This is a genomic window from Armatimonas sp. (assembly GCF_043757465.1).
Lineage (GTDB): Bacteria > Armatimonadota > Armatimonadia > Armatimonadales > Armatimonadaceae > Armatimonas.
Genome location: NZ_JAYVPL010000159.1, coordinates 1 through 11558, shown reverse-complemented (window position 1 = coordinate 11558; position 11558 = coordinate 1). Strand labels below are relative to the sequence as shown.

Genomic DNA, 11558 nt, shown 5'->3' with positions numbered 1-11558 from the left:
AGGAATCTGACTTTACCATCTTGATCTCTTGTACCCCCTTCGCGGAGCCGGAGGGGGTCGGCGAAGCCGGGGGGAGGCAAAAACTGAATAGCCGTGCTCCTCCCTCGTTCCTCGGGCACCCCTCTTGTCTGGTTCACTCCTTCGTCGCAGTAAGAGGGGCTCAGGGCGGGTACAATCAGTCTATGGAGCTACTCGACACCGCCGTTGACACCGCCGCGCCGACCTTTGGGCAGAACGCGGCACACTACAAAACACTGATCGCCACGCTGCGCCAGAAATCAGCACACGTCTGCCAAGGTGGCGGAGCGGAGACAGTCGCAAAGCATCATGGCCGGGGTAAGAAGCTAGCACGGGAGCGCATCACCGCGCTGCTCGATCCTGGTGCGCCTTTTTTGGAGTTCTCGACACTGGCCGCCGACGGTATCTACGCAGACCAGGCCCCTGGCGCGGGGATTGTCACAGGGATAGGAACCATCCACGGTCAGCCTTGCGCGATTGTCGCCAACGATGCCACGGTGAAAGGGGGAACGTACTTCCCTCTCACGGTCAAGAAGCACCTGCGCCTGCAAGAGATCGCACTGGAGAACAGGCTCCCCTGCCTCTACCTTGTGGACTCCGGCGGCGCGTATCTCCCACTTCAAGCCGAGGTATTCCCGGACAAAGAGCACTTCGGGCGGATTTTCTACAACCAGGCCCAGATGAGCGCTGCGGGGATCCCCCAGCTTGCCGCGGTTCTGGGAAGCTGCACGGCGGGCGGCGCGTATGTCCCGGCGATGAGCGATCAGAGCGTGATCGTGAGGGGAAACGGGACGATCTTTCTGGCCGGCCCGCCGCTGGTGAAAGCCGCGACAGGCGAGGAAGTAAGCGCCGAAGCGCTGGGCGGCGGCGAGGTGCATACAAAGCTCTCCGGGGTCGCCGATTATCTGGCCGAGAACGAAGACGAGGCGCTAGAGCTGCTCCGTGAGGCCGTCGCGCACCTGCCACAAGCTTCAATCACGCCGCCGTATGCCCCCGAAGAGCCGCTCTATCCCGCCGACGAGCTCTACGGCATTCTTCCCGCGGACCTGCGCCAGCCCTTTGAGATCCGCGAGGTGATCGCTCGCCTCGTGGACGGCTCCCGGTTCCACGAGTTCAAGCCTGGCTACGGCACGACCCTGGTCTGTGGCTTTGCACGCCTGGAAGGTTGGCCGGTGGGGATTATCGCCAACAACGGGGTGCTCTTCTCCGAGTCCGCGCTCAAAGGGGCGCACTTTATCGAGCTGTGCTGCCAGCGCGGGATTCCACTGGTCTTTCTGCAAAACATCACCGGCTTCATGGTTGGCAGCCGCTACGAGCACGAGGGAATCGCCAAGCACGGTGCAAAGCTCGTGATGGCGGTGAGCTGCGCACGCGTCCCTAAGTTCACGGTGATTGTCGGGGGGAGCTTCGGGGCGGGTAACTACGGCATGTGTGGCCGCGCGTTCGGCCCACGCCAGCTCTGGATGTGGCCGGGCGCACGTATCTCGGTGATGGGCGGCCCGCAGGCTGCCGCTGTGCTCAAAACGGTCAAGGGCGCTGCCATGAGCGCCGACGAAGAAGCGGCGACTATCGCAACCTATGAGCGCGAGGGCAGCCCCTACTACTCCACGGCACGCCTCTGGGACGATGGCATTCTCGACCCCTGCGACACGCGCCGCGCGCTTGGGCTGGGTCTCGCCGCCGCCTGCGCCCAACCCGCTCCCGCCACGAGATTCGGCGTGTTCAGGATGTGAGCTTCCGCACCTTGACCACCACAAGCGACAAGAAGAAACCCAGGGTCAGGATGCTGGCAGCCACGAGAAAAAGAGAGTGAACACTGGTTCCTTGTGCAAGGAGCAATGCACTCAATAGCGCACCGAGCCCGGCTCCGACTCCCTGCACCATACGCACCGAGCCGATCATCGCCCCTTTTTCGTTCTCCGGAGCCATCTCCGCGATATAGGCCATGTAAGCCGGAAAGGCCAGAACAAACCCACTCCCAAGAATGGAACCAAACAGGGCAACCCCGCTCTGATAAGGCGAATACAGGAGCCCCCAGATAGAGGCTGCACACAGTGCGGTTCCCAGTCGAATAGCACGGGTCTTGCCCCACTTGTCAGAGAGCCGTCCCAGAGGCGCAGCGACAATTCCGATTAGCACTGCGGGGGCGAGGAACAAATTACCAAAGCTCTCTTCGCTTGTAAAACCAAACCGAGCCATTAAGTAAATTTTTGCCTGTGTCCCAATCAGCCCAATTGCAACAAAGATCATTCCGATGAGCCCCAGCAACCACGGAGCCGTGTGAAACGCACGTAGCAGAGCGGTTTTATTGATGGGAGCATGCTCCTCATGACCTGGAGTGGGAGTGTTCCGACGCGGCGCAATGAAGTACGACAGGATCGCCGTCGCCGCAAAGCACCCTGCGGCAAAGAGAAAAGAAGGGGCATAGTGCTCTGGCTGATCCAGCCGGTACGCGACACCAAACCTATCATTGAGCCAGCCACCTACCTTGGGACCGATCGCGATCATTGCCATGTAGGCCATTGTGATCAGGGTATTGGCCTGTGCTTGCCGTTCAGGGGCGACTCTATCCGCTGCGGCTGCATAGACATTGGGCCAGAGCATCGCCGCCCCGAAGCCATCCAGCGCCCGTAATAGTAGCACCAGCGCCGTTATACCAAGAACTGCCGCCGCTCCGTGCGGGACACGAACTTGGGAGGTGGCCAGGCAGGTGGCAATGGAGACACAGGCCCCTGTTACCATCAGCCGCCGTCGCCCCACACGGTCGGCCAGTGCTCCCATCGGCGAGCCCGCCAGTGCCTCCACAAGGTAGTACGGAACCAGCGCCAGCGCAGCCAAGCTCGGTAGCTGGATGCCGAATTTCAAAAAATACGGTAGGGCGGAGATATTGACAATCACAAAGCCTAGCTCCGCCAAAGCCGAAACGGCACAGAGAGCAAGAAGAAAGAGCCATTCGGGCGGGTGTGGCTTGCGAATCATTACTCTAATTGTACCCCGCCTCTTAGAGTGGGTCATAGGACGATGGTTCTGCTAGGATCTATCTACAGATGCAGACTGTCTGATTATTTAGGGTATGATACCAACGAGGTTCGAAGATGATTCAGGATATTTCTCTGCGGCGCGTTCACCACGTGCGCTTTTTTGTGGGTAATGCACGCCAATCCGCCTATTTCTACCGCAATGCCTTTGGCTTTGAAATCGCAGCCTACAAAGGACTGGAGACGGGCAGCCAGACCGAGGCGGGCTATGTCATGCGCCAGGGCAATATCACCCTCGTTCTGGAGTCGCCGCTCCGCGCGGAGCACCCGGAGTCTGACCGCCTGCGGCTCCACGGCGACGGTGTGCGAGACATTGCACTGGAGGTGGACGATGTGAAGCTAGCGTACCGGCTCGCGATTGAGCGTGGCGCAGCGGGGGTTATGGAGCCGACCACGCTTACGGACCAAAACGGCAGTGTTGAGTTTGCCAGCATCAAGGCTTATGGCGACACGACACATAGCTTCGTCAACCACGACAACTATTCCGGTGTCTTCGCGCCCGGCTACGCGCCGCTCGACCCGGATCGCTACCACACCCCTGCACAGGGCTGCGGTCTGGAGGCCATAGATCACATCGTCGGCAATGTCGAAGAGGGCAAGATGAACGAGTGGGTGAGCTTCTACGAGCGCATTCTTGGCTTTTCCCAGTTGGTGCATTTTGATGAGAAAGATATCTCCACCGAGTACACAGCGCTGATGAGTAAAGTGGTTCAGGGCGGCAACGGGCGCATCAAGTTCCCGCTAAACGAGCCCGCAGATGGCCTGAAGAAGAGCCAGATCGAGGAGTACCTAGAGTTCTACGGCGGCCCCGGTGTCCAACACATCGCGATGGGCACGAAGAATATTTTACAGACCGTGCGCCAGCTCCGCGCCAACGACGTGAATTTCCTGCGCGTTCCTCAAACCTACTACGATGCCCTTCCGGCCCGCGTGGGCGAGATTGACGAGGACTTCAAAGAGATCGCGGAGCTAGGCATTCTCGTGGATCGCGACGACGAGGGCTATCTGCTCCAGATCTTCACCGCGCCCGTCGAGGACCGCCCGACGGTGTTCTTCGAGATCATCGAGCGCCACGGCTCCCGCAGCTTTGGCAAGGGGAACTTCAAAGCACTCTTCGAGGCAATTGAGCGCGAACAAGAGCGACGCGGCACGCTGTAGCTACGCAGGCCGGGTTTCAAACGCCGCCGTGAGAGCCACGGTTTCGGCGATTGCGCCATCGGGGCGGTAGCGCGGGAACGGGGCGGTGAAGGTGCCGCGTGCCGTGAGGGGCCTGCCGGGCGGGTAGTGCAGGGCCAGCTCCAGCGGCCCCGTGTAGCGCGTCGCGTTGCGGTCATCGAGTACGAGCGTCGGCGTGCCGGTGAGAAGCGCGGCGGCTTCTCCAGGGAGGGGCTCCAGCGTGAAGCGGCCCGTGATCGTGCGAAAGCCACCCCTACCGTCCATGATGGCGGGTGGGTAAAGCACGGCGAGAAGAGATTTCAGCACGGCGGCATCGAGCGTCTTCGTGGTCTTGGGACGTGCGAGCGCGGCGGTGAGATCAGGCGTGAGTGGGACGGTTTCAATGGTCGGGGTGCGGTAGTGGTTGATGTTATTGCCCGTGAAGGTCAGAAAAATACGAAAACCCGGCGCGGCAAGATCGGGCAGGACAGGCTCGCGCGGAGTTTTCGGGGCGGACGGCAGGAGCAAACCCTTGAAGAAATCCTTGAGCTGGCGCACCATGTCCGCGCCCATTGCTTCAGGGTTCATACGGAAGTAGCCAGGCTGGACAAAGGGGACACCCGCGCGGAGCACTTCGCCCTCGGGGGAGAGCACAAAGAACGCGATATTGACATTGTCGCCACCAAGATCCCCCTGTCCGAAGACTTTCTTGACATTCGCAGGCATGTCTAAGAGGCGACGGCCATTCCAGGACGTGACAATAAAGGGCTTCAGAAGCTCTAGCACAGCGGGCGCGGCGAGGGAACTCCCCCGCAAGTGATCCGCATTGGCTCAGCAGTGCCCTTGGTAAAAGCTGGTCGCGGCGGAGATATTGGTGACAAAGATCAAAAAGACGGGCCGCTGCTCTTTCTTTGCCCGTGCCTGCGCCGCTGCGAGGTCAGGAGCCCAGTCCATGGTGTAGAACGCGAGTGCTGCGCCTGTGGGCCGCGCTGCTACAAAGCGTCTTTCAATCTCGGTGAGTCGGGTGTCCATAGCGCTCAGTCTACCGCCTGCTCCTGAAGAAGTGCTGAAGCTAAAAACGTGAGGATTCGCTCGGTGAAACCTATGGACTGCTCCGTGCTGCCCACCCCATGCCCTGCATCGAACCAGAGCACCTCGATATCTTTGCCCAGCTCTTTTAAGTGCACCTCATAGACTTCCATCTGACGTCGGGGACAGCGCGTGTCATTGAGGCCCTGGATCACCAGAATCGGGGCTTGAGTGTTCGCGGCGTCGGTGTGCGGCGAGCTGCGCTCCCACAGATCCGGTTTCTCTTGCGGAGTACCGCCGAAGCTTGCCTTCATGATCCCCTGGAGAAGTGGCGAAGAGTCTTCGTAGGCCAGGGCATTGTTGGCAAGCGCGACATGCGCCACACCCGCCGCCCAGAGTTCTGGGCGCTTTCCGAGAGCAAGCAGCGTGAGGTAGCCGCCGTACGAGCCACCCGTAATCGCAATGCGCTTCGGGTCGGCGATGCCTTCACGGACAAGAAATGTATGAGCAGAAGCGATATCCTCTAGCTCCCAGTGCCCCACATCGCCCCAGATTTTCTGTAAGAACTCCCGCCCAAACGTGGGGGTGCCTCGGTAGTTGATGGAGAGATACGCGAAGCCACTCTCGACATAGGGTGCACCCATCCCGTAGTTCTGGTTGGTCACCTGGTGCGGCCCACCGTGCAGGTCAATCACGGCAGGAAACGGGTCCTTTCCCTCAGGAAGCGAGAGCCAGCCTTGCACCAAAACGCCATCCGACGACGGGAAGCTCACCGAGCGCACCGTCGTGCCTTTGGGAGCGTCGCCGCCCGAGAGCAAGACTTTCCCCTCGCCCACCGAAGTTACAGAGAACTCCCGAAGCTGGCGCGGCGTCTGAGCGTTCGAGAAGAGCACAGAGGCTACGCCGTCGTTGCTCAGGGTTGCGCCCAGCCCACCGAAGTACGTGATCGTCCCCGACGGGTGCTCCAGACGTGCCAGCTTCCCCGCCGCCCAGACCCACAGCTCGTGCGCTGCATCAAGGCTCCGGCAGAGCAGAATGCGCTTCGCATGGGGCGACCAGCAGAGCGGCACAACCTCACCGGGAAGCTGCTCCTCGCCCAGCAGAAGCTCGGACTCCCCGAGTGCTACCTCCCAGAGCATCGGGCGCTTCACCCCGGAGTCGTCGCTGGTGCAGAGCAGGCGGTAATCACCACTCTTAGGAGAAAAGGCCGTGGTCTCCAGGCTCGTCGCCCCCCCGCCCTTCCAGCGCACCAGCTCCTCACCGCCGGAGTCCAGCGCAAGCAGATCATACTGCTGCTTTCCCGTCCGCTCATTGGTGCAGACCACACAGACTGCGCCATCGGCGGAGAGTATTGGGCCGCGCAGAAGCGCCCGGCCTTCATGGAGGATCTTAGGTGCCCCCAGAACGCCCTCCTTGCCAATCTCAACCGCACACAGATGATAGCCGTCGCTGTCCACGAAGATAAACGCGATCCGATTGCCCGACGCGCTCATACTCACAATCGGTAGCGGAAACGGGGTCAGCGACGAGGCATACGGCACAAACTCGGGCGTGAGGCTCTCGATGGTGCCTGTGCCGTCGTAGCGCGCGCGGACATAGTGGCCCTTCTCGTTGCCCTTGGTGTCCTTGAAGAAATAGAACCACTCGCCATCAGGCGAGAGCAGACCAAAACCACTGCCAACGCCCTCGGGCAGCAAGCGCCGCGTCGCACCGGTCTGGGGGTTCCACGCGAGCGCCCCCTTCTGGCTATGAAACGCCACGCCGCGCTCGGGCCGAAGCGCCGCCACCTGCGGCCACGTCACCGACCCGGTTCGGGCGATCTGCTTCCAATTCTCCGTTGCTGTGCTCATGCGGGGATTATATCGGACGGGCGCATAAATGAGCCCGGACTCGTGAAACAAAAACGCCCCACCGCCAGGATTCCCCCGCAGGGCGGGGGCGAGGGGGTGGGGCGCAAAAACCGAAGCGGGCGATTAGATCGCGACCTCTTTGCCAACCTCTGCCGACGCGTAGATGCCACTGAGCATCTTCATCACCATGACGCCGTGCTCGACCGGGCACTCGTTCTCGCGACCGTCTCTCACGACCTCGATGAAGTGCTGGATCTTGTACTGCCACATGTCCCACTTGGGGTAGTACGCGGGGGCCGCGTTGATCATGTAGCCTTCCCAGTCCGTGTAGGTCTCCGACGTGCTCCAGATGACGCCGCCCTTCTCGCCCATGATCTGAATGTCGAAGACATCCTCCTTGATATGGTTACAGAAGCTCGACTCCAGCGTGAGAATGGTGCCGTTGTCGAAGCGGATCATCCCGGCAGCGAGGTCCTCGACCGTGTAGGTCTCATGATCCCAGTTGGGCCACTGGCTCTTCACTTCGCTGGGCTTGTTGCCCATCCAAGTCCAGGTGTTGCCGGTCGCGGTGATCGGGGTCGGGTTGCCGATGAGGCTGTGCGCGGTGTCTAGGATATGCACGCCGATGTCAATCATCGGACCGCCGCCTTGCAGCTCTTTACGGCCAAAGACGCCCCAGTTCGGGATGCCACGGCGGCGCAGGGCCTGGGCGCGGACATACATAATTTTCCCGAGTGCGCCGCTCTCGATCAGATCGCGGACGTACTTCGAGCGCGGCTCGTAGCGGTGCTGGAAGCCCATGACGAACTTCACCCCGTTGGCCTTGACGGCATCGGCCATTGCCTGCGCCTCAGTGGGGTTCATCGCGATGGGCTTCTCGCAAAGAATGTCTTTGCCCGCGTTGGCCGCCGCAATCGCCGCCTTGGCATGCACCCCGTTGGGCGTACAGACCGAAATGGCATCAATGTCGCCACCGACGGTCTTGAGCATCTCATTGAAGTCCGTGAAGCAGTGGTCAGTGGCGACCCCATGCTTGTTGTGCATCACATCGAGCGCCACCTGGCGAATATCCGCCCCCGCGACAATCGAGACACCGGGAATCTTGGTCATGTAGCCGATGTGGGTCTGCGCGATCCCACCACAGCCAATAAAGCCGACACGAAGGGGCTTGGCCTCAACGGCAGCACCCTCGGAGATTGTTGTGATTTCTGTATCCATTGAAAAAACCTTCCGGGTAAAACCTTACGCCAGACCCGTGCCATAATCCTGCCAGGGCAGTAAAATTCCTCAATGATTTCTGTAATTCTCCACGAGCCCGACATGCCCCAGAACACGGGGAACATCGTCCGGCTCTGTGCCAACGCGGGCACGGCGCTGCATCTGATCGAGCCGCTAGGTTTTGCCTGGGACGACAAGCGCCTCCGCCGGGCACATCTGGACTACGAGGAGTTCGCCGAAGTGCAGCGCCACGCAGGCTGGGACGCGTGCAAAGCCGCGCTTGTGGGACAGCGCATCTTCGCTATCGAGACTGGGGGTGACGCCACGCCTTACGAGACAGAGTTTCAGCCCGGAGACGCGCTTCTCTTCGGCTCTGAGTCCCGTGGCCTGCCTGCGGAGATATTGGTGGAGGTGACCGTGCTCACCCTCCCCATGATGCCGGGAAGCCGGAGCCTGAACCTCTCCAACGCCGTCGCGATCACGGTTTATGAAGCATGGCGACAGCTTGCCTTTGCTGCCGCCACGCCACTCGGAACCCCTCCCCGTGAGCGCTCCTTTGCGTTCTTCAACGGAAATCCCAATCAACTTATCCCCCCGTCGGACGGGGGCTAGGGGGTGAGTTATTTCTCCGCCTGCGGCCAGATTTGGTCCCACGCCGCCATCCAGCTATCAGCCTTGCTCTGCACCTTTAGGCCGTTTACCTCGACACCGTGTTTATTGCGAAACTGTCCGACTTTGTCTACGGTCTCGACCTCGACCGTGATCGTAACGGGGCTCGCGACGGCGTAGATACGGCCTTTCTTCACCCGAGAGAGCGCCTCGCGGGCACCGTCCTCGATCATTTGGCGGGCACGCACGGGCGGGATTTGCCGCGCCGAGTAGCGGGAGAGACCACGCTTGACCGCGACGTAAACCGGATCATCGCCTAAAATCTCGCGACCCTCACGACACGTCGCTTCGTCGCCGGTGACCAGCGCGACAGGGCAGCAGAAGTGCCCACAGAGCGCCGCGTTGATGCCCAGTTCCCCCACTAAGTCGTCGTTGAACCAGAGATTGCGCCAGGTGACGGTGGAGATCGTGTGGCACATCACGCCATCCGGGGTGCCCGCGCGTGCATGCATCCCGACCATCAGCGCGGCATCGCAGCCCTGCTCCAGAAGCTCGGTGTAGCGGCTCCAGGTGTGGTGCGCCACCCACTCGCAAGCAGGATGGAGCAGCTCGGGCACGTAGGAGTTAAATGTCCAGTCGCCACCCGCGCCGTGACAGTCCACCGCCACAATCTCGGTCGCGCCCGCCGCCACTGCGCCACGGACGGCGGCATTGATCTCCTCGGTGTAGAGCCGCCTGCCCTCCTCAAACATCGGGGAGCCCCCCTCGACCTGCTTCCAGGTGACAATACCGCTCACCCCTTCCATGTCCGACATGATCAAAATACGCATCGTCGCTCACTCCCTACTTTCCTCAGAAGTCTACCCTTGAAAGCCACAGAAAAAACTCTTTAGTCAGCAGAGAATTCGGTCGAAACCAGGAGAGAAAGAGGAGTTTGATTCGGCTTATGCTACGAGGACTATACGAGAGTGCAATGGGAATGATGGCACGGCAAGCCCACCAGGATATCACTGCCAACAACCTTGCCAATGTCAACTCCACCGGTTTTCAGCGCGAGGTACTCGCACTCAGCAGTCGCTTTGCCTTGCCGGAAGCGAAGCGCTCTGCCACTGCCTCCCCCTTCACGACTCCTATCGCAACCGACCCAATCAGCGTGCGGGACACAACACCAGGCACGATCCAGCCCACGGGCAACCCACATGATGTGGCGCTTTCTGGCCCGGGTTACCTGATGGTGCAGTCGGCGAACGGCCCACGTCTGGTTCGCAGCGCCTCTCTGACTCTCAACAACCGCGGGGAGGTCGCCCTGCCCACAGGAGAGCCGATTCTCGGTGTGAGCGGTGCCCCGATCCCGCTGGGAGGCTCGGACTGGAAGATAGACGAAACGGGCAGTATTCGCAACAGTCAAGAGCAGCTTCTGGGACGCATGCGCCTCGTACAGGCGCAGGGGCCGGTGACTCCCGCAGGCAATGGCATGAGTATCGCCCAGAATATCACGAGTGCCGCCCCGGGTAGCGTCACGGTTCTCTCTGGCAGCCTGGAGCGCTCCAATGTGGATCCCATCCGCGAGATGGTGAACATGATCACGGGTGTCCGCGCCTACGAAGCGGGCCAAAAATCTGTTCAAGCCCAGGATTCAACCCTGGAAAATCTCTTCACTTTACTACGCTAAGTTACTTAGCCCTAAGGAAAAACGTATGATTCGCTCTCTCTAACACCGCGGCTTCTGGCATGAACGCGCAGCAGCTCAATATGGATGTGATTGCCAACAACCTCTCCAACGTCAATACCAATGGCTTTAAACGCGGCCAGGCCTCTTTCCAGGATCTGATGTACCAGACCAGCCGCGCCGCAGGCTCCTCCACGGGGTCGGGAGATCTCAAGGCCCCCACGGGTCTTGAGGTCGGGCTAGGTGTGCGTGCTGTGGGTGTGGATCGCATCCACACTCAGGGAGATTTGAAGGCGGGTAACCCGCTGGATATGGTGATCGAAGGCAACGGCTTCTTCAAGATTCAGCTCCCCAACGGCCAGCCCGGCTACACCCGTGATGGCTCCTTCAAGCAGGACAGCCAGGGACGGATGGTAACTGCCGACGGCTACGTCCTCCAACCGGAAATCACCATTCCCGCAGGTGCTAAAGATGTCAGTATCTCGCAAGACGGTACGGTTACGATCTCGAACAGTGATGGCACGCAGTCGTCCCCGGGCAAGATCACGATCGCCAACTTTCCCAATCCGGCGGGCCTGGCAAGCCTTGGACGTAACTTACTCGGAGTCACCCCGTCCTCGGGTTCGGAGTCGGTGGGTGATGCGGGTGCCGACGGTCGCGGGACGATTCGGCAGAGCATGATTGAGATGTCCAACGTGAAAGTGGTGGAGGAGATGGTCAATATGATCACTGCCCAGCGTGCCTACGAGGTCAACTCCAAGAGCATTCAGGCATCCGATGAGATGCTCCAGATCGCCAATGGCCTGCGACGGTAATCCAAGATGACCCGACGAAGCTTGCTCGGTGGGGTGACTTTAGTTTTTCGGGAAAATGGGGATCTTACGCAAATTAGGTGAAAGAGGGGTGGGATGCAGTGGCGTTGCCGGAGGACAGAGACGGGTACTGTAAAGCATGGCTCACACCTTTCTACCA

10 protein-coding genes and 1 pseudogene are annotated in these 11558 nt (G+C 60.5%); 5 read left to right on the top strand and 6 right to left on the bottom strand.

The window, feature by feature from the left end:
* The first annotated feature begins 182 nt into the window (after positions 1-182).
* A complete protein-coding gene (locus ACH2ED_RS22845) occupies positions 183-1751 on the top strand; it encodes a carboxyl transferase domain-containing protein (protein ID WP_395095060.1) in 1569 nt (522 codons plus the stop codon).
* Here ACH2ED_RS22845 and ACH2ED_RS22840 read toward each other — a convergent pair.
* On the bottom strand, positions 1741-2997 hold the full coding sequence (locus tag ACH2ED_RS22840) for an MFS transporter (protein ID WP_395095059.1): 1257 nt from the start codon (positions 2995-2997) through the stop codon (positions 1741-1743). The two genes, ACH2ED_RS22845 and ACH2ED_RS22840, sit on opposite strands and share 11 nt — an antisense overlap.
* Positions 2998-3113: 116 nt before the next feature.
* On the opposite strand from ACH2ED_RS22840, the gene hppD reads away from it, so the two are divergent.
* On the top strand, positions 3114-4214 hold the full coding sequence (gene hppD / locus ACH2ED_RS22835; RefSeq protein ID WP_395095058.1) for a 4-hydroxyphenylpyruvate dioxygenase: 1101 nt from the start codon (positions 3114-3116) through the stop codon (positions 4212-4214).
* Here the strand turns inward: hppD and ACH2ED_RS22830 are convergent, their stop codons facing one another.
* The 4 genes from ACH2ED_RS22830 to ACH2ED_RS22815 form a co-directional block, all read right to left on the bottom strand.
* A complete protein-coding gene (locus tag ACH2ED_RS22830) occupies positions 4215-5027 on the bottom strand; it encodes a hypothetical protein (RefSeq protein WP_395095057.1) in 813 nt (270 codons plus the stop codon). It abuts the gene before it with no gap.
* 15 nt (positions 5028-5042) lie between these two features.
* Positions 5043-5243, bottom strand: coding sequence for a hypothetical protein (locus tag ACH2ED_RS22825; RefSeq protein WP_395095056.1), 201 nt, complete (start codon positions 5241-5243; stop codon positions 5043-5045).
* 5 nt (positions 5244-5248) lie between these two features.
* Positions 5249-7090 (bottom strand): prolyl oligopeptidase family serine peptidase, encoded by a 1842-nt coding sequence (locus ACH2ED_RS22820; RefSeq protein WP_395095055.1) that lies wholly within the window; start codon positions 7088-7090, stop codon positions 5249-5251.
* Between the two features lie 123 nt (positions 7091-7213).
* Positions 7214-8308 (bottom strand): Gfo/Idh/MocA family protein, encoded by a 1095-nt coding sequence (locus ACH2ED_RS22815; protein ID WP_395095054.1) that lies wholly within the window; start codon positions 8306-8308, stop codon positions 7214-7216.
* Between the two features lie 72 nt (positions 8309-8380).
* Between ACH2ED_RS22815 and ACH2ED_RS22810 the strand changes: the two genes are divergently transcribed.
* Complete coding sequence (locus ACH2ED_RS22810; RefSeq protein WP_395095053.1) at positions 8381-8920, top strand: tRNA (cytidine(34)-2'-O)-methyltransferase; 540 nt, start codon at positions 8381-8383, stop codon at positions 8918-8920.
* Positions 8921-8928: 8 nt separating this feature from the next.
* On the opposite strand, the gene ACH2ED_RS22805 is transcribed toward ACH2ED_RS22810, so the two are convergent.
* The gene (locus ACH2ED_RS22805; protein ID WP_395095052.1) at positions 8929-9747 is read right to left on the bottom strand and encodes a M55 family metallopeptidase; all 819 of its coding nucleotides are present in this window, start codon (positions 9745-9747) and stop codon (positions 8929-8931) included.
* A gap of 116 nt (positions 9748-9863) precedes the next feature.
* Between ACH2ED_RS22805 and ACH2ED_RS22800 the strand changes: the two genes are divergently transcribed.
* Together ACH2ED_RS22800 and flgG are read left to right on the top strand one after the other, a co-directional pair.
* Entirely contained in the window at positions 9864-10589 is a 726-nt protein-coding gene (locus ACH2ED_RS22800; protein WP_395095051.1) for a flagellar hook-basal body protein, read from the top strand.
* Positions 10590-10639: 50 nt separating this feature from the next.
* Positions 10640-11401 (top strand): annotated as a pseudogene (flgG, locus tag ACH2ED_RS22795) (flagellar basal-body rod protein FlgG); the annotation flags it as partial.
* Positions 11402-11558: the final 157 nt, after the last annotated feature.

Bases quoted from the DNA above. Each gene is read 5' to 3' on its own strand.
- ACH2ED_RS22845 (WP_395095060.1), top strand. From the start codon at position 183: ATGGAGCTACTCGACACCGCCGTTGACACCGCCGCGCCGACCTTTGGG.
- ACH2ED_RS22840 (WP_395095059.1), bottom strand. From the start codon at position 2,997: ATGATTCGCAAGCCACACCCGCCCGAATGGCTCTTTCTTCTTGCTCTC.
- hppD (WP_395095058.1), top strand. From the start codon at position 3,114: ATGATTCAGGATATTTCTCTGCGGCGCGTTCACCACGTGCGCTTTTTT.
- ACH2ED_RS22825 (WP_395095056.1), bottom strand. From the start codon at position 5,243: ATGGACACCCGACTCACCGAGATTGAAAGACGCTTTGTAGCAGCGCGG.
- ACH2ED_RS22820 (WP_395095055.1), bottom strand. From the start codon at position 7,090: ATGAGCACAGCAACGGAGAATTGGAAGCAGATCGCCCGAACCGGGTCG.
- ACH2ED_RS22815 (WP_395095054.1), bottom strand. From the start codon at position 8,308: ATGGATACAGAAATCACAACAATCTCCGAGGGTGCTGCCGTTGAGGCC.
- ACH2ED_RS22810 (WP_395095053.1), top strand. From the start codon at position 8,381: ATGATTTCTGTAATTCTCCACGAGCCCGACATGCCCCAGAACACGGGG.
- ACH2ED_RS22805 (WP_395095052.1), bottom strand. From the start codon at position 9,747: ATGCGTATTTTGATCATGTCGGACATGGAAGGGGTGAGCGGTATTGTC.
- ACH2ED_RS22800 (WP_395095051.1), top strand. From the start codon at position 9,864: ATGCTACGAGGACTATACGAGAGTGCAATGGGAATGATGGCACGGCAA.